This is a genomic window from Nocardioides speluncae (assembly GCF_003121585.1).
Lineage (GTDB): Bacteria > Actinomycetota > Actinomycetes > Propionibacteriales > Nocardioidaceae > Nocardioides > Nocardioides speluncae.
Window position 1 is genome coordinate 1 of the sequence record NZ_QEOO01000051.1, and the last position, 17,403, is coordinate 17,403.

The window sequence follows — 17,403 nt, forward strand, 5'->3', positions numbered from 1 at the left end:
CTCAACCGAGCCCTGCACTCCATCGCCAAGACCCGCATGCAGCACCACCCCGCCACCCGCGCCTACGTCGCGCGCCGCACCGCCGAGTCCCTTAGCAAGCCCCGCATCCGCCGCTGCCTCAAGAGATACATCGCCCGCGAGCTCTACCGACACCTCGCGGCAGGGGTTGACAACCTATAGAAGCGTCTCAGGCCGATGTCGACCCGGCCCGTCTTCACATCGGCACTGTGAACACGGGCCGGGTCGGCGGTTTGTGGTGTGAACACGGGCCGGGTGGACGGTGTCTGGTGTGAACACGGGGCGGGTCGGCGATGAGTTTCTCCCGGGTGTCTGGTCCAAGAAGGCAGGACCACCGACCTAGGAGACACCGACATGCTGCGCAAGCTGACCGCCGCCACGGCCGGAGCACTGCTGACCACCACCCTCCTGGCCACCTCGGCCCAGACCGCCACCGCTGACGCCGTCCAGGACCCGATTCCTGACCCGGGCCGGCACACCTTCGAGGGCAAGATCGACGGCGCCCAGTACCGAGTGGAGACGCCCGAGGACTGGAACGGCACACTGCTGCTGTACAGCCACGGCTACATCCCCTCGTTCTTCGTGCCGCCGGGGCAGGAGCCGCCGGTGGCGTTGACCAACCGGCCGCTGCCGAACGGGCAGACGAGCGAGCAGTGGCTGCTCGACCACGGCTACGCACTGGCCGCGTCCAACTACAAGGGCGTCACCGGCTACCAGGTCCAGCAGGGCGCCCAGGACCAGATCAAGCTGCTCGACTGGTTCGAGCGGGAGATCGGTACGCCGGAGCGCACCATCTCGACCGGCCAGTCGCTGGGCGGCGTACTCGCGGTCAAGCTTGCCGCCGAGAACCCGGGCCGCTTCGACGGCGTGGCGACGTTCTGCGCCGAGTACGACCCGGTCTCCCAGTTCAACACGGTCCTCGACCTGACCTACGCCATCGTCCGGCTGCTCGACCCGGCCGAGGAGATCGACCTGGTGCACCCCGGCACGTTCGACGAGGCCTGGGCCGACCTGATGGCGCTGCACGCGGCCGTGGACAAGGCGTTCGAGACGCCGGACGGCCGGGCCAAGCTGGCCCTGATCGGGTCGCTGAACAACATCAGCGGCTGGTACTCGGCGCGCTACCCCGAGCCGGCCAACGACCTGGAGTTCCTGGAGCAGCAGAAGGAATGGGTCAAGTGGGCTTACGGGATGCTCGGCACCCTCGGCCGGATCGACCTGGAGGCCCGCGCCGGTGGCAACCCGTCGTGGAACACCGGCATCGACTACAAGCGCCAGTTCCACAAGTCGGCGCAGGGTGAGCGGGTGCGCCGCGCCTACGCACACGCCGACCAGGCCAGCCTCAAGGCCGACCTGGCCGCGCTAAACGCCGGCCCGCGGATCGCCGCCGACCCGCAGGCGGTCGAGTACCTGAGCCGCGATGTCGCCACCGGGAACCTCCGGGTGCCGACCCTCACCCTGCACAGCACCGGTGACGGTGGCGCGATCGTGGACCAGGAGCGCTGGTACGCCGAGCAGGCCCGCAAGCACGGCAAGTCCCACCTGCTCCGCAACACCTGGGTGGAGCGCGGCGGGCACTGCACGATCAGCGGCGCCGAGGAGATCGTCGCGATCCAGTCGCTGGAGCGCCGGATCGAGACCGGCCGGTGGCCGAACCTCTCGCCGGCCAGGATGAACGCCGCGGCCGCCGCGATGCCGGACGACCTGCAGTACGTCTTCGACTTCAGCACCGACGGCACCGACGAGCCCGACGTACCGAAGTTCACCCGGTTCATGCCGCCGCGCTTCCTGCGCCCGACGCACTGACGGCGGCCCGGCCTGGGTTCATCGGTACCGGGCAGGCAGTTCTAGCACCGGGCAGGCATTGCACTGCCTGCCCGGTGCAGGATTCCCCGGGCGCCCGGGGAAACCAGCGGCGCGCTCAGACGAGCGGCTTGCCGCGGCGTACCCGCCGGCGCACGTCCCACAGCAGGAGGTTGAACGGGAAGGCGCGGACCACAGTCGGCATCAACCGATAGATGACGCCGGTGACCCGGTTGACCGTGTCGAAGGTTCGCTGCCGCTTCGGGCCCCAGTCGAGGCCGAGCTTCTCGCGCACCGAGTCCGGCAGGAAGCCGATGTTCATGAGCACCAGTGGCCACGCCGTCGGCCGCAGCACCAGCGGCAGGAACCGGAAGTTGAGCAGGGCGACCAGGTAGTCGCGGACCGGCGGGTCGTACTCGATCCGCTCCAGGCCGGCCTGCCAGTACTCCTCGAACGCCGTCCGGTCCGCCGGCCACAGCTCGCGGGGCATCTGCAGCGTGGTGCCCAGCGTCGCGAGCTGTTGGTAGACCGTCTCGGCGGTCTCGTCGTCCATCACCACGCCGAGCTTGTCGAAGGTGTCGACGGTGCCGAAGTAGAGACAGGCTGCCACCCAGAGCTGCAGGTTCGGGTCGAACGCGTTGTACTCGACCGGGCTGTCCGGGTTCGATCGGACCGGGACGTGCGAGCGGTTGACCGCCTTCTGGTACGCCGCCTTGTCGTCGTCGTCGCCCATGATGGCGACAGCGAGGTAGCTCAGCGTGGTCCGAGCCCGCTTGAACGGGTGCTTGGTGACCTTCCCGCTGTCGACGGTGCTCTCGAGGACGCCGTACGCGACCGGCGGGAGGCCGAGCTGCATGACGGTGTTCGCGCCGCCGGCGTACGCGCCCGCGATGCCGTAGAAGTACGGCCGCAGGTCGATCTCCGTGGACTCCACTGCGCTCACGCTCGCTCCTTAGGGAGGGAAACTGACAACGATGGTAGTCAGTTACTTGCTAGAGTGACAACCCCCGTAGTCAGTTGACGCCGTCAGGGAGGGACCGTGACCGCCACTGGTACGACGCGCACCTGGGCCGGCAGCACGCTCGCCGAGCGCAAAGCCGTCCGGCGCGCCCAGCTGGTCGCGGCCGGGCGCGAGCTCCTGGGCGCCGGTCAGGCGGTCACGGTGCGGTCGGTGTGCCGGGCCGCCAAGCTCACCCAGCGCTACTTCTACGAGAGCTTCGGCGACCGCGACGAGCTGGTGATCGCCGCCTTCGAGGCCGCCGCCCACGAGGCGGTCGCGGCCATCGTCGAGGCGGTCGCCGAGACCGACGGCCGCCCCGAGTCGGTCGCCCGGGCCGGCGTCCGGGTCGCGGTCGAGCAGACGATCGACGACCCGCGCCGCGGCCAGGTCCTGGTGGTGGCGCCGGTGTCGGACCCGGTGCTGTTCGCCAAGCGGGACGAGATGCTCCCGGTGCTGACCGCGCTGTTCGAGGAGCACATCGATAGCGACGCCGGCGACAGCGAGCTGGTCGCGTCGGCGCTGGCAGGCGCGCTCGTCCACCTGTTCTTCCGCTACCTCACCGGCGAGCTCCGGGTCGAGCGGGCGGCGTTCGAGGAGCACTGCGTGCGGCTGTTGCTCGCCGGCGGCGCGGGCTGGCGACGCCCATCAGTGGATACGGGCTAAGCCGGTCTCCACCGATGGGCGCCTACTGCGCGCCGCCATGCGGGCGCGCTGGCTGCGTTGGCGAAGACTCGACGGGCCTCCGGCCCGCCTTCGCTCCGCCGCCTTGCCATCACACCCGCCTGACGGCGCGCAGCTCACGGCGCCCATCGGTGGAGACCGGCTACTCTTCCGGCCATGAGCGGACTGTTCGCCCTTCTCGACGATGTCGCAGCGCTGGCCCGACTGGCGGCAGCGTCGGTCGACGACGTCGGAGCCGCGGCCGGCCGCGCCACCACCAAGGCAGCGGGCGTCGTCGTCGACGACACGGCGGTGACCCCGCAGTACGTCCACGGCGTCGCTGCCGAGCGCGAGCTCCCGATCGTCAAGCAGATCGCCAGGGGCTCGATCCGCAACAAGCTGATCTTCATCCTGCCGGCGGCGCTGATCCTCAGCGAGTTCCTGCCCTGGCTGCTGACCCCGATCCTGATGATCGGCGGCTGCTATCTCGCCTACGAGGGCGCCGAGAAGATCTGGGCGAAGGTCAGCGGCCACAGCGGCCACGCCGTCCCTGTGACCACCGTCGGCGGTGACGCCGAGAAGACGATGGTCGCCGGCGCGATCCGCACCGACTTCATCCTGTCCGCCGAGATCATGGTGATCGCGCTCAACGAGGTCGCCGACGAGAGCTTCTGGTCGCGGCTGGCGATCCTCGCGGTGGTGGCCGTGGTGATCACGATCGCGGTGTACGGCGTGGTCGGGCTGATCGTGAAGATGGACGACGTCGGCCTGCTGCTGACCCAGCGGTCCAGCGCCTTCTCGCAGCGCCTCGGTCACGGCCTGGTCGCGGGGATGCCCAAGCTGCTCTCGGTGATCTCGGTCGTCGGCACCGTCGCGATGCTCTGGGTCGGTGGCCACATCCTGCTTGTCGGTGTCGACGACCTCGGCTGGCACGCGCCGTACGACCTGGTGCACGACCTCGAGCACGAGATCGACCACGCCGTACACGGCGGCTGGATCGGCGCGACCCTCGCCTGGGTCGCCAACACCTTCGCCTCGGCAGTCGTCGGCCTCGTCGTCGGCGCGGTGATCGTCGCGGTCATGCACGTGCTTCCGTTCGGTCGGAAGGACGACCACTCGGAAGATCACGGCGACGCCGGCGACGAAGCAGCGGCTCCGCCGCCGACCAGCTGAACCCGACGGCGAGCGCGGTCGCCAGGGCGGCGAGCTCCAGCTCCCACTGCGGCGGCCGGAACGTCACCCGGACGGTGTGGCCGGCCGCGTCGCCGGGCACCTTCACCCGGACCAGATAGTCGTCGAGCGGCTCGCCGAGCTCGGCGCCGTCCACGCGGTAACCGGGCCAGGCGAGCCGGCTCAGCACCACCGTGCCGCCGCCGGCGGGCACCTCGTCGACCACGAACGAGACCGACTCGCCGCTGTTCGAGATCTGTCGGACCGTGGTGCCGGGTGAGCTCCAGACCACGCTTCCGGACGGCGGAACCTGGGCGTCCCGCACCCAGACGCGGGTCAGGTCGTCCCGGCTGACCTCGCGCCAGCCGGGCGGCACCTCACGGCCGACGAACCAGTGGTGCTCGGTGCTCAGGACCACCGTCTGGACCGACAGCAGCTCGGCGTACGGCAGGCCGGTCTCTGGCTCGATCTCCAGCATCTTGTTGAGCGCGTTCGGGCAGTAGCTGCCGTCGTAGCGCACACAGAGGGCCTCGTTGAAGGCCTGGAAGCCGATCGTCGAGTAGGTGTTCCGGACCGACCGCGGGTTGAGGTACCAGGCGTTGGCCGCCAGCAGTGATCGTGACCGCGCCTCGCTCCACCGTGCGGTGTTGCGGCTCGGGCCGACCACGACCGTGTCGCCCTCGGCCGCGGCGAGCTGATGGCGGTACTCGGAGGCCGACAGCGGCAGCACCCGGCTGGGCGAGGGCAGCCCGGGGCGAAGGTCGGTGGTCGCCAGTGACGCCACCATCGATCCGCAGACCAGGACGCCGCCGACGCAGGCGAGCGCGCGGCCCCGGCGCTCACCGGACGCGAGCAGCCACACGGCAGCGACACCCGCGCCCATCGCCGCCGCGACCGCTACCTGCTGCTCCCACCGGTCGCGGTCACCGAGCGTGGCGAGTACGCCGCCGGCCGCGACCCAGGCCAGGCTCGCGGCCAGCCGCACCGCCGACGGCCGCCGGACCCGGAGCGCCTGGTCGAGCAGCACCACGACCAGCAGCACGATCACCAGCGAGACCATCGGCATGATCCGGGCCGGCCAGCGGATCGGCCCGAGCTGGTACGGCCCGAGCGACCAGATGACTAGCAGCACCAGCGTGAACCCGATGGCGATCAGGCCACTCGCCCGTGCCCGCAGCGCGCGCCAGTCGGCCCACGCCAGCAGCGGCACGAACCACGCGACGTACGAGATCGCCGGGATGTTCCCGGAGTGCAGGGTCCCGCCGACCGGGCCGGCGCCCAGCACGGTCGTCGGCTGTCCGCCGATCAGCAGGCCGAGCGGCGGGATGTGCAGTGGTCCCTGACCGCCGGTCTTCCACTCGGCCCGGGTGGTGACCGGCGCGGTGAGCACGCCGGGCAGGTAGACGGTCACCGCGACCAGCCCGCAGCAGACGGCGACCACGCCGACCCGCAGCAGGACCTGCCACCGGCGGCGGACGGCAGCTTCGATCAGGCAGCCGACCAGCACGATGGCGAGGTAGATGGTGCCGTAGACGTAGCCGACCGTGACGACGAGATAGCCGGCCACCAGCGCCGGCCATGGGTTGTGCCCAGCCATCACCCGGCGGATGCCCCACCACGCCCACGGCAGCAGCGCGCACACCAGCAGGCCCGCGAACCAGGCCGGCCCGTCGAAGGTGATCGTGAACCCGCACAGCGGCACCGCCGCCCCCGCGGCCGCCGCCAGCCCAGGGTGCACGCCGTACGACCTGGCCAGGAGCATCGTGCCGACCACGGCGACCGCCGCGACCGTGAGCTTCACGCACAGTGCGTACGTCGCGAGGTCGGGCGCCGCCGTCGCGCCCAAGCCGATCACCGCGAGCAGCGGGTTGAACAGGCCGGGCTGGCCCTCGGCGAGCAGGTTCGAGCCGGTCCAGGTGTGCACGTCCAGCATCGGCCAGTCGCCGGCCCGCAGCGACTCGCCGAAGCGGTACCACCAGCCGTAGTACGCGCCCTCGGTGTCGCCTCGGAAGTAGCGGCGGTCGTTGCCCAGCCGCGGTCCGAGCCAGGCGACCCATACGACGACCACCGCCAGGCTTGCCCAACCCAGCTCGTGCCAGCCTGACCAGCCACGGAGCCGCGCCATCAGTTAGCTCGGCGCTTGCCGGTCACGAAGGCGTCGGCCACGGCGTTGCCGGTGGCGTGCAGGCCGGTGCCGACCGGCGTCCGGGCCAGCGCGTCGATCTCGGGCCACACGACCGAGCGCAGCCGAAGATCGCGCACCTGGGCGGCGGCACGGTGGCTGGGCCGGCTGGCCAGCCCGGGGGAGCGCCGGAAGACCCGCGCCGACTCACCGGCCAGCGCCGCGATCGACAGCGCCTTGCCGGACGCCAGGATCTTGACGGTGGCCGTGCCGGGCGGCTCGGCGGCGGCCCGGTCGAGGCAGGCGAGCACCATCTCCGCCGCGTCGCGCACGAACAGGTAGTCGCGCAGGGTGTCCATCGAGACGTAGATCCCGAGCGGCTCGTGCACCAGCTGACCGTGCCGGATCCGCGAGACCAGGCCCTGCCCTTTGTCGAGGTTCTGGCCGGGTCCGTAGAGGTTGCTGATCCGGCCGAGTACGCCGCGGGTGCCGCGCCGGCGGGCGTACGCCGCGAGCCGGCGCTCCATCGCCAGCTTGGCCACGCCGTACGGCGCCAGCGCGCCGGTCGCCGAGCGTTCGGAGAACGGCGGCGAGGCGGGCGAGCCGGCGTACACGCCACCTGCCGACGAGGCCAGGAAGACCACCCTAGGCGGCGTCGGGAGCTCGTCCAGGAACCGCTCGAACAGCCGCACCTCCCGCTCGAGCGTCTCCGGCTCGGTGGCGACAGTGCCGGCACCGGCGCACCAGGCCACCCGGTAGTCGTCGCCCGCCGCCGGCACCTGTTCCAGGAGCGTGTCCAGCGTGGCCGAGGTGTCCAGCCAGTCGGCCACCCGCGGCACCCGGCACGCCAGCCCCTGGCGCCGCAGCGCATCCACCACGTGGCTGCCGAGCAGGCCGCCGCCGCCGACCACCAGCGTGCTCATCGGCCCGCCGCCCGATCCGCCGCCCGCGCCGCCGGGCCCTGCGCCGGGTCCGGTCCGTGCGGCCCGTCGGCACGGTCGCCGACCACCAGGAAGTGCGGCCTGCCCATCGCCATGCTGACCGCGACCCCGACGTACTCGGCGACCACGCCAAGCGCGAAGAGCACCATCCCGATGCCGATCAGGATCGCCACCATCACCGAGGCCCAGCCCTGCTCGCCGACATCTCCGAGCAGCCGGACGCCGACCACCCAGCCGGCCAGCAGGAAGCCCAGGCCGGCCATCAGCACGCCGCTCAGGCTGACGATCCGCAGGGGCCGGGTGCCGCTGGTCAGCAGCAGCCGCCAGAAGTGGGAGGCCAGGGTGCGGAGCCGGTAGCCGGACGGGCGCTGGCTGTCGTCGCGCAGCTCGACCGGACAGGTGGTGACCCGGTCGGTGAGCCAGGTCAGCGCCACATCGAGGTAGACGCGCGGCCCGGCGTACGCCGCGACGCTGCGCGCGATCACGCCGAGCACCAGCCGGTAGCTGTGGAACTGCTCCGCCGCGGCGGTGCCGCCGACGGTGCGCACCAGCCACTTGGCACCGTGCGAGGCGGCGTTGCGGAGCGGCCCGTGCGGCGGTGGGTTGGTCGGCGCGGCGTAGACCACGTCGGCGCGGTCGGCCATCGCCCGGTCCAGCAGCGCCGGGAGGTACGCCGGGTCGTGCTGGCCGTCCTCGTCGAGGGTTGCCACCCAGTCGCCTCCCGACGACGACATGCCGGCCATGGTCGCCGGATGCTGGCCGAAGTTGCGGCTCAGCCACACCGGCCGCACCCAGTCGTGGGCGTCCGCGAGCTCGCGCAGCACCCGGTCGGAGTCGTCAGGGCCGCAGTCGTGCACCAGCAGCACCTCGGCGACCCGGGCGCGGTGTCCGCCGGGCGTGACGAACGGCTCGGTCCAGGCGGCCAGTTCGGTGACCAGCGCGGGCAGCGTGCTCGCGCCCCGGTAGACCGGGACCACCACGGAGATCTCGTGCTCGCGTTCAGCCACGGCGACCGCCCGGCGTAGCCCGGAGCCACCGATGGCCGCCTACCGAGCGCCACCATGCGGGCGCGCTGGCTGCGTTGGCGAAGACTCGACGGGCCTCCGGCCCGCCTTCGCTCCGCCGCCTTGCCATCACACCCGCCTGGCGACGCTCGCTACGGCGTCCATCGGTGGCTCCGGGCTTGACGGCAGCGACGACGACCGAGGAGCCGAACGGCAGGTCGCGGCGGGCGAGCAGCCGTCGGTCCAGCCGGGAGCACGCCATCAGCAGCGACTCGACCGCCGGCGACGGCTGCGGCAGCGGTGGGACCTCGCCCTCCGCGAGCGGTGTGGCCGACCGACCGCGCTCGCGGAGCCGGGTGCGGAGCCGGTCGGCGGCGAAGAACGGGAAGGTGCCGGCGAAGACATGGCTGGCGCGGAGCACGTCGAGCCCCGCGCCTCGGACGGCGGCGACCGCCCGCCGGCGCGTGTAGCGCCGGTGGTGGTGGTTGAGGTCGTCGTGGTGGGTCCAGGCCCATTGGTACGCCGGCACCGACATCAGGAACCGGCCGCCGGGCGCCAGCACCCGCGCTACTTCCGCGAGCGCGGACTCCTCCGACCGGCAGTGCTCGACCACGTCGAACGCCGCGACCACGTCGAAGCTCCCATCGGCGAACGGCAGCGCGGTCGCCGAGCCGCAGATGTCGCCCGGCTGCAGACCTCGAGGGTCGAGGTCCAGGGCGACCCGCTGGCCGTGGCGCAGCCAGCCGACGCTGGGCCCGTCGGCGCTGCCGACGTCGAGCACGCGGCCCGGGCTGCCGACGTACCGCTCCAGCGCCACCCGGAGCAGGTCGGCGCGAGCGCGGTACCACCAGTAGTCTGGGTGGCTGATCGAGGGCGAGCCCACGTCGGTCATGTGATCCTTCCGGCCAGGTCGTGGTGGTCCGGACCTGCGCCCCTGCAGGACGCACGCCTCAAGGATTAGACGTAATGAACCGGCCGATAGTTGGCACGACCTAGCGCTCTGCTGCGGGTCGCGAGGATTCCACCCTGGGACTTTTCCAGGTCTACGCTGGCCGAACGCATCAGCTGCCACAGACGAGGGATGAGTTCATGGACTACAAGGTCGCCGACCTGAGCCTGGCCGACTTCGGCCGCACCGAGATCGAGCTGGCCGAGCACGAGATGCCCGGTCTGATGGCGATGCGCGAGCGGTACGGCGCGGAGAAGCCGCTGGCCGGAGCCCGGATCGCCGGGTCGCTGCACATGACCATTCAGACCGCGGTCCTGATCGAGACCCTGGTCGCCCTCGGCGCCGAGGTCCGCTGGGCCTCGTGCAACATCTTCTCGACCCAGGACCACGCCGCGGCCGCGATCGCGGTCGGCCCGACCGGGACCCCCGACGCCCCCGCCGGCGTCCCCGTCTTCGCCTGGAAGGGCGAGACGCTGGAGGAGTACTGGTGGTGCACCCAGCAGATCCTGCAGTGGCCGGACGGCAAGTTCGCCAACATGATCCTCGACGATGGTGGCGACGCGACGCTGCTGGTCCACCTCGGTGTCGAGGCCGAGAAGAAGGGCGAGGCGCCGGACCCGGCGACCGCCACCAGCGGCGAGCAGAAGATCATCTTCGAGGTGCTGCAGGCGTCCCTCAAGGAGAGCACCGACCGCTGGTCCAAGATCGCCAACGAGCTCAAGGGCGTCACCGAGGAGACCACGACCGGCGTACACCGGCTCTACGACATGATGAAGGAAGGCTCGCTGCTCTTCCCGGCCATCAACGTCAACGACTCGGTCACCAAGTCCAAGTTCGACAACAAGTACGGCTGCCGCCACTCCCTCATCGACGGCATCAACCGTGCCACCGACGTACTCATCGGCGGCAAGGTCGCGGTCGTGTGCGGGTACGGCGACGTCGGCAAGGGCTCCGCGGAGTCGCTGCGCGGCCAGGGCGCCCGGGTGATCATCACCGAGATCGACCCGATCTGCGCGCTGCAGGCGGCGATGGACGGCTACCAGGTCGACACCCTCGACAACAGCCTCCCGATCGCCGACATCGTGATCACCGCGACCGGCAACAAGGACGTCGTCACCGTCGACCAGATGAAGCGGATGAAGCACAACGCGATCATCGGCAACATCGGCCACTTCGACAACGAGATCGACATGGCCGGCCTCGAGACGCCCGGCACCGCCGAGCGCAAGAACGTCAAGCCGCAGGTCGACGTCTGGACCTTCCCGGAGGCCAACGAGGTCGGCGGTCAGTCGATCATCGTGCTGTCCGAGGGCCGGCTGATGAACCTCGGCAACGCCACCGGCCACCCGTCGTTCGTGATGTCGAACTCCTTCACCAACCAGGTCCTGGCGCAGATCGAGTTGTTCACCAAGACCGAGGAGTACCCCGTCGGCGTGTACGTGCTGCCCAAGCACCTCGACGAGGAGGTCGCCCGCCTCCACCTCGCCTCGCTCGGCGTCAAGCTCACCGAGCTGACCGACGACCAGGCCGACTACCTCGGCATCCCGGTCACCGGCCCGTTCAAGTCCGAGCACTACCGCTACTGACCAGAAGCGGCCCAGTGGCCCGGTTTCCGCGGCTCATGTGCACCGGGCCACTAGGATCGTTAAATGGCACAAACCCAGCCGGAGTACGGCGGTAAGGGACGCGTCCTCGTCGTGGACGACGACGCGTCCCTCGCCGAGATGCTGACGATCGTCCTTCGCCAGGAGGGCTTCGACAGCCGGGTCTGCACGCGCGGTGACGAGGCGCTGGCCGCCTTCCGCGAGTACAAGCCCGACGTACTCCTGCTCGACCTGATGCTGCCCGGCAAGGACGGCATCGACGTGTGCAAGGAGATCCGCGCGGAGTCCGGCACGCCGATCGTGATGCTCACGGCCAAGGGCGACACCGTCGACGTCGTCGTGGGCCTGGAGTCGGGCGCCGACGACTACGTCATCAAGCCGTTCAAGCCCAAGGAGCTGGTGGCCCGGATCCGGGCTCGAGTACGCCGCTTCGAGGCGCCGACGCCGGAGACCCTCGCCATCGGCGACCTGACCATCGACGTCGCCGGGCACGCCGTAGCCCGCGCCGGCCGACCGATCAGCCTGACCCCGCTCGAGTTCGACCTGCTGGTGTGCCTGGCCCGCAAGCCGTGGCAGGTCTTCACCCGCGAGGTGCTGCTCGAGCAGGTGTGGGGCTACCGGCACGCCGCCGACACCCGGCTGGTCAACGTCCACGTGCAGCGGCTCCGCTCGAAGGTCGAGCACGACCCGGAGAACCCCGAGATCGTGGTCACCGTCCGCGGTGTCGGCTACAAGGCTGGAACGTCCTGAGATGACTGTTTAGGCCCGTCGATGGTCCGCACGAGCATCCCCACCGCTGTCCGCCGTGGCCTCACCTTCTGGCAGCGTTCGATCCAGGCCCGGGTCGTGGTCAGCACGGTGCTGCTCACCGCGATCGTGGTGACGCTGGTGGGCTGGTTCCTGTTGCAGCAGACCCGCGACGGCCTGCTCGAGAACAAGGTGGAGTCGGCGGTCGGCGAGGCCAACGTCGAGACCGACCTGGCCAAACAGCGGCTGGAGGCCCTCCCCGGCACCGACACCGATGTCGCCCGGCAACAGGAGGAGGTCTTCGACTCGATCGATCGGGTGGCCCGCAACCGCGGCTTCGGTGCCGTTCTCGCCGGGCCCGGCCAGGACGACACCGACCTGCGCAGGCTCGGGGCCCGGATGACCTCGGTGCGTCACCTCGAGGCGGTGCCGCTCGACCTGCGCCAGCACTTCCAGACCTCTGACACCACGGTCTGGACCTACGGCTCGGTCCCCGCCGCCACCTCCGGCGACCCGACTCCAGGGATCGTGGTCGGCTCCCGGATCCAGCTACCCGCCGACGGCCAGTTCTACACGATCTACTACCTGTTTCCGCTCACCGAGGAGCGCGAGACCCTCAGTCTGGTGAGCCGGGCGCTGATCACCGCCGGCGGTGCGCTGCTGCTCCTGATCGCCGGTGTCACCTGGCTGGTCGCCCGGCAGGTGGTGACCCCGGTCCGGCTGGCGCGGCAGGTCGCCGAGCGGCTGGCGTCCGGCAAGCTGGAGGAGCGGCTGCGGATCCGTGGTCACGACGACATCGCACGCCTGGGGACCTCCTTCAACCAGATGGCCTCCAACCTGCAGCGCCAGATCGGCCAGCTGGAGGAGCTGAGCCGGATGCAGCGGCGGTTCGTGTCCGACGTGTCCCACGAGCTGCGAACCCCGCTCACGACGGTACGCATGGCCAGCGACGTGCTGCACGACGCGCGCGGCTCGTTCGACCCGGCGACCGCTCGAGCGGCCGAGCTCTTGCAGACCGAGCTGGACCGCTTCGAGCGGCTCCTCGGCGACCTGCTGGAGATCAGCCGCTTCGATGCCGGTGCCGCCGCCCTGGAGGTCGTCGACGTGAACCTGGTCGACCTGTGCCGGCGGATCGTGGACGCGACCGGTCCGCTGGCGGCGCGGTGCGGCGTCCAGATCGTCGTACACGCGCCGGACGGGCCCTGCCTCGTGGAGGCCGACGTACGCCGGGTCGAGCGGATCGTGCGCAACCTGGTCAGCAACGCCATCGATCACTCCGACAGTGGGGACATCGAGATCTACGTCGCCAGCAACGACGACGCCTCGGCGATCGCGGTCCGCGACCACGGCATCGGCCTGGAGGCGGGCCAGTCCGCGCTGGTGTTCAACAGGTTCTGGCGGGCGGACCCCGCTCGCGCCCGCACCAGTGGCGGCACCGGCCTCGGCCTGTCGATCGCGCTCGAGGACACCCACCTGCACGGCGGGTGGCTTCAGGCCTGGGGACAGCCCGGAGACGGCGCCCAGTTCCGGCTCACGCTGCCCCGCCGCTCGAGTGGGTCGCTGCGTCACAGCCCATTGCCACTGGTGCCTGCGGATGCGAAGGTGCCGGCGTGAGCGGGCGGAGTTCGAAGCGTGGGCTGATCGCCGGCGTCGTGAGCGTGCTGCTGGCCGGCCTGCTGTCCGGCTGCATGACCCTGCCCGAGTCCGGGCCGGTGGAGGAGGTCGACGTCGCCACCACCGAGCAGCCGGACTCCGGCCGGGTGCCTCCGCCGCCCGCGCCGGACTCGACGTTCGACGGGATCGTGCGCGGGTTCCTCGATGCGATGACCGCCGAGCCGGTGTCCACCACGGTCGCGAAGGAGTACCTCATGCGGGCGAGCCGCTCGCGATGGCATCCCGACCGGGCGATCATCACCTATACCGATGCCGACGTCTCCGGCTCGGACCCCGTGCAGGTTCGGCTGCAGGGCGCCGAGAAGCTCAACTCGCGCGGCGCCTGGGTCGAGCAGCTGACCGAGGACGAGTCCACGCTGGAGTTCGACATGGGCTGGGACGGCAGCCAGCCGCGGATCGAGGAGGCACCGAACGCGCTGGTCGTGCCGCGGCGCTGGTTCGACGATCAGTTCGTCCGGCAGCAGATCTACTTCTTCGACGTGGCCGCGCAGATCCTGGTACCGGAGGCTGTGTATGTGCCGCGAGGTGCGCAGCTGGCCACCAGCCTGGTGCGCAGCCTGGTCCACGGCCCGCCCGCCGACGGACAGCTCATCGCCCGCACCTACCTGCCCACGGTGAACAGCGTGTCCGAGGTGAGGGTCGACGTGCAGCCGGACGGCCTGGCCGAGATCGACCTGCCCGGCTCCGGCGCGCCACCGTCGGCGGACCAGCTGCGGATGATGATCGCCCAGCTGCAGTGGACGCTGCGCCAGGATCCCTCGATCCTCCAGCTCCGGGTGACCATGGACGGCAGGCTGGTGAGTGGCCCGAACGACGTCGACGTCGATGGCAGCCAGCCCTACGACCCGGCGTACGTCCACAGTCCCACCGACCTGTACGGCATCAGCGACGGGCGGCTCGGCCGGGTGGTCGAGGAGAAGTGGACGCCGGTCAGGGGCGCCTTCGGCAGCGCGGACTACCAGCTCGGTCGCGCGGCGGTCGATCTCGACGGCGGCCAGAAGGCCGGTGTGGCCGGGGTGACGGCCGACGCCCGGACCGTCTATCTGGCGCAGATCGATGACGGCGAGGCGCCGGTCGAGCAGGTCATCCGCGGATCGGAGGTGCTGGCGCCGGCCTGGGACGTCTCCGGACGGTTGTGGCTGATCGACCGTTCCGAGCGTGGAGCCCGCGTCTGGCACTTCAAGGACGGGCGGCTGCGGCCGGTCTATGTGCCGGGCATCAGCGGCAAGCGGGTGGTCGACTTCCTGGTGTCGCGCGACGGGACCCGGATCGTCGCGGCGGTCCGTCGTGCCACGGGCGACGCGCTGGTGGTGAGCCGGCTGGAGCACAACGTCGACGGCTCGGTGTCGGGCGCCACTGGTGCCCGGCTGATGTACGCCGGCACCGAGACCGTGCCGTTCGCCGTACAGGACCTCGCGTGGCAGTCTCCGACCAACGTGCTGGTGCTGCGGAAGACCCCGAACGCCTTCACCCAGCTGTCGATCGTGCCGCTCGGTGCGGCGGTCTCCGACGAGCCCGCAGACTTCGGCGAGGCGATGGACCAGGACATGGTCGGGGTGGCCGCCTCACCCCAGCAGAACTCGCTCATCTACTGCACCAACGCCCGCGGCGAGATCATGCAGGTCTCGCTGACCGAGAGCCGGCTCGTCGGGCGGCAGCGCATCCGCGCGCTCACCTACGTCGGCTGAGCCCCGGTCCGCCGGCCGCCTGTCCACAGGCGCTCGGCCCGCTCTTGATCGCGAGCTGCGTGACCAGTGCGATGGACAAGTGGTCACCTCCGGACGTACGCCAACGGTATGCGCGGCCATGGCACGCACATCGCGGCGTTGGCGACGCTCGACAGGCAGGCAAGCCTGCCTTCGCGCCGCCGCCTTGCGCTGCACGCACCCTGACCGCGCATACCCCCGACGTACGCCCGGCGGTGACCACTAGTGCTGGACGCCGTCGTCGACCTGCTGACCGGCAGCACCTGTGTCGCCTGCGGCCGGCCCGGCCGGCTGCTCTGCGTCGACTGCCACGCGCGACTGCCCACGCGGGCCCAGGCGCGCTGGCCGAGCCCGGCCCCGCCGGGCCTGGCGCTGCCGGTGTCGGCCGCGGAGTACGACGGCGTGGTGCGGGACCTGATCGTGGGACACAAGGAGCGCCGCCTGTTCGCGCTCCGGCGACCGCTCGGGGAGCTGCTGGCGAGCGCGGTGCGCGAGCTGGTGAGCCCGGAGCTGCCGGTCGTCCTGGTGCCGGCGCCGTCGCGGCCGACGATGGTGCGCCGGCGTGGTCACGACGCGACGTACTCCCTGGTCGCCGAGGCGGCCCGGCTACTCCGCCGGGAGGAGTACGACGCGCTGCCGCACCGGCTGCTGGCGCTGCGCGGCGGTGTGGTCGACCAGGGTGGTCTGGACGCTGCCGGCCGCGCCGCTAACCTCGCGGGCTCGATGTCGTGCCCGTCCCGGCGGCTGGCCCGGCTGGCCGCGCATCGTCCGGCGGCCCAGGTCGTGGTCTGCGACGACGTGCTCACGACCGGCGCGACGGTCCACGAAGCGCAGCGCGCGCTGGCCTCCGTCGGTGTCCGGATAGTGGGAATAGCCAGTGTCGCGGCGACCCGTCGCAGACTGGGTAGCACCGCTCTCGGGGAATCTTCAGGCTGAGCGCTTTCCTTGCAGACACCTACCGTCTAACGTCGATTCATGGAGTCCGTCCGGGTCCGTGGTTGCGTCACCGGGACGAGTAGGTCCGGGTGGCTAGCCGATGCCAGTCGCAGGCAAAACGGTCCACGTAAGTCCGGTGTCCGGGTGCGCTCGGGCTTCGGACGATCACGGTGCGGCTTAGACGTAAGTCCTGCCTCGCCCACGCCGTCAGATACGGCCGAAGGCGGGAGAAGGCCAGTAGTGGCAGAGAAGCTGCGAACGCCTCAGCAGGCGACTGTGGGGTCGAAGACCAGGTCGGCCGGACGGACTCCAGCCCACGCTCCCCACGGGCCACTCAGCGGCCCGTTGATGATGCCTGCCCAGGACAGGGCCGGTAGGGGAGTGAATATCGCCAACTGAAGTACGGGAGGTTCACATGGACGTTGTGGTCAATGCACGGCACTGTGAGGTGTCGGACAGGTTCCGCAGTCATGTCGAGGAGAAACTGGCCCGGCTCGAGAAGCACGACCACCGGATCATCAGGGTCCAGGTCGAAGTGGAGAAGGAGCGGAACCCCCGACAGCACGACCGGGCTGTTCGCGTCGAGCTCACCGCATTCTCCAAGGGACCCGTCATCCGGGCCGAGGCAGCAGCCGAGGACAAGATGGGCGCTCTCGATCTCGCGCTGGACAAGATGGCCGCACAGATGCGCCGCGCGGCCGACCGCCGCCGCGTGCACCGCGGCCGCCACACCCCCGTCTCCGTCGGGCAGGCCCTAGCGGGCGTCGTACCCGACGGACTGGCCACCTCCACCGAGGAGGTAGGCACCGTCACCGTTGAGCGCCAGGTCGGACCGATCGCGGTCACTGGCGACGGACCCCTCGTGGTGCGCGAGAAGACGCACGCCGCGGCTCCCATGACCCTGGACCAGGCCCTCTACGAGATGGAGCTCGTGGGCCACGACTTCTATCTGTTCGTCGACAAGGAGAACGAACGGCCGTCGGTCGTCTACCGCCGCCGCGGCTACGACTACGGCGTGATCTCGCTCAACCTCGCCACCTGAGCAACACCGGGTGGTCGAGCAGATTGC

14 protein-coding genes and 1 pseudogene are annotated in these 17,403 nt (G+C 70.8%); 10 read left to right on the plus strand and 5 right to left on the minus strand.

Annotated features, from left to right (window positions below):
• Both DDV73_RS28955 and DDV73_RS26605 read left to right on the plus strand, forming a co-directional pair.
• Nucleotides 1–180, plus strand: a pseudogene (locus DDV73_RS28955) (IS110 family transposase); the annotation flags it as partial.
• Between the two features lie 192 nt (nt 181–372).
• Nucleotides 373–1,824 (plus strand): alpha/beta hydrolase family protein, encoded by a 1,452-nt coding sequence (locus DDV73_RS26605; protein ID WP_109510309.1) that lies wholly within the window; start codon nt 373–375, stop codon nt 1,822–1,824.
• A 115-nt stretch (nt 1,825–1,939) separates the two neighbouring features.
• On the opposite strand, the gene DDV73_RS26610 is transcribed toward DDV73_RS26605, so the two are convergent.
• The gene (locus DDV73_RS26610) at nt 1,940–2,764 is read right to left on the minus strand and encodes an oxygenase MpaB family protein (protein ID WP_206051117.1); all 825 of its coding nucleotides are present in this window, start codon (nt 2,762–2,764) and stop codon (nt 1,940–1,942) included.
• A 96-nt stretch (nt 2,765–2,860) separates the two neighbouring features.
• Here DDV73_RS26610 and DDV73_RS26615 point away from each other — a divergent pair, with 96 nt between their 5' ends.
• Nucleotides 2,861–3,484 carry a TetR/AcrR family transcriptional regulator gene (locus DDV73_RS26615; RefSeq protein ID WP_109510310.1) on the plus strand — a complete coding sequence of 208 codons (624 nt, stop codon included), beginning with the start codon at nt 2,861–2,863 and terminating at the stop codon, nt 3,482–3,484.
• A 174-nt stretch (nt 3,485–3,658) separates the two neighbouring features.
• Nucleotides 3,659–4,654, plus strand: a complete 996-nt coding sequence (locus tag DDV73_RS26620; protein ID WP_109510311.1) for a DUF808 domain-containing protein — start codon at nt 3,659–3,661, stop codon at nt 4,652–4,654.
• Here DDV73_RS26620 and DDV73_RS26625 read toward each other — a convergent pair.
• From DDV73_RS26625 to DDV73_RS26640, 4 genes are read right to left on the minus strand one after another with little or no spacing between them, the layout of a single operon-like run.
• A complete protein-coding gene (locus DDV73_RS26625) occupies nt 4,560–6,776 on the minus strand; it encodes a hypothetical protein (protein WP_109510312.1) in 2,217 nt (738 codons plus the stop codon). The two genes, DDV73_RS26620 and DDV73_RS26625, sit on opposite strands and share 95 nt — an antisense overlap.
• Complete coding sequence (locus DDV73_RS26630; protein ID WP_109510313.1) at nt 6,776–7,696, minus strand: NAD-dependent epimerase/dehydratase family protein; 921 nt, start codon at nt 7,694–7,696, stop codon at nt 6,776–6,778. The genes DDV73_RS26625 and DDV73_RS26630 overlap by 1 nt, the downstream gene beginning before the upstream one ends.
• Nucleotides 7,693–8,721, minus strand: a complete 1,029-nt coding sequence (locus DDV73_RS26635; protein WP_109510314.1) for a glycosyltransferase — start codon at nt 8,719–8,721, stop codon at nt 7,693–7,695. The genes DDV73_RS26630 and DDV73_RS26635 overlap by 4 nt, the downstream gene beginning before the upstream one ends.
• Nucleotides 8,714–9,610 carry a class I SAM-dependent methyltransferase gene (locus DDV73_RS26640; RefSeq protein ID WP_109510315.1) on the minus strand — a complete coding sequence of 299 codons (897 nt, stop codon included), beginning with the start codon at nt 9,608–9,610 and terminating at the stop codon, nt 8,714–8,716. The genes DDV73_RS26635 and DDV73_RS26640 overlap by 8 nt, the downstream gene beginning before the upstream one ends.
• Before the next feature lie 197 nt (nt 9,611–9,807).
• On the opposite strand from DDV73_RS26640, the gene ahcY reads away from it, so the two are divergent.
• The 6 genes from ahcY (at nt 9,808) to hpf (ending at nt 17,376) form a co-directional block, all read left to right on the plus strand.
• The gene (gene ahcY, locus DDV73_RS26645; RefSeq protein WP_109510316.1) at nt 9,808–11,253 is read left to right on the plus strand and encodes an adenosylhomocysteinase; all 1,446 of its coding nucleotides are present in this window, start codon (nt 9,808–9,810) and stop codon (nt 11,251–11,253) included.
• A 63-nt stretch (nt 11,254–11,316) separates the two neighbouring features.
• Nucleotides 11,317–12,021, plus strand: a complete 705-nt coding sequence (gene mtrA, locus DDV73_RS26650; RefSeq protein WP_109510317.1) for an MtrAB system response regulator MtrA — start codon at nt 11,317–11,319, stop codon at nt 12,019–12,021.
• Nucleotides 12,022–12,042: 21 nt separating this feature from the next.
• Entirely contained in the window at nt 12,043–13,632 is a 1,590-nt protein-coding gene (gene mtrB, locus DDV73_RS26655) for an MtrAB system histidine kinase MtrB (RefSeq protein ID WP_109510318.1), read from the plus strand.
• On the plus strand, nt 13,629–15,380 hold the full coding sequence (locus tag DDV73_RS26660; RefSeq protein WP_109510319.1) for an LpqB family beta-propeller domain-containing protein: 1,752 nt from the start codon (nt 13,629–13,631) through the stop codon (nt 15,378–15,380). The genes mtrB and DDV73_RS26660 overlap by 4 nt, the downstream gene beginning before the upstream one ends.
• Nucleotides 15,381–15,623: 243 nt before the next feature.
• Nucleotides 15,624–16,334 (plus strand): ComF family protein, encoded by a 711-nt coding sequence (locus DDV73_RS26665; RefSeq protein WP_109510320.1) that lies wholly within the window; start codon nt 15,624–15,626, stop codon nt 16,332–16,334.
• Between the two features lie 415 nt (nt 16,335–16,749).
• Nucleotides 16,750–17,376, plus strand: coding sequence for a ribosome hibernation-promoting factor, HPF/YfiA family (gene hpf / locus DDV73_RS26670; protein ID WP_109510321.1), 627 nt, complete (start codon nt 16,750–16,752; stop codon nt 17,374–17,376).
• The last annotated feature ends 27 nt before the right edge of the window (nt 17,377–17,403 follow it).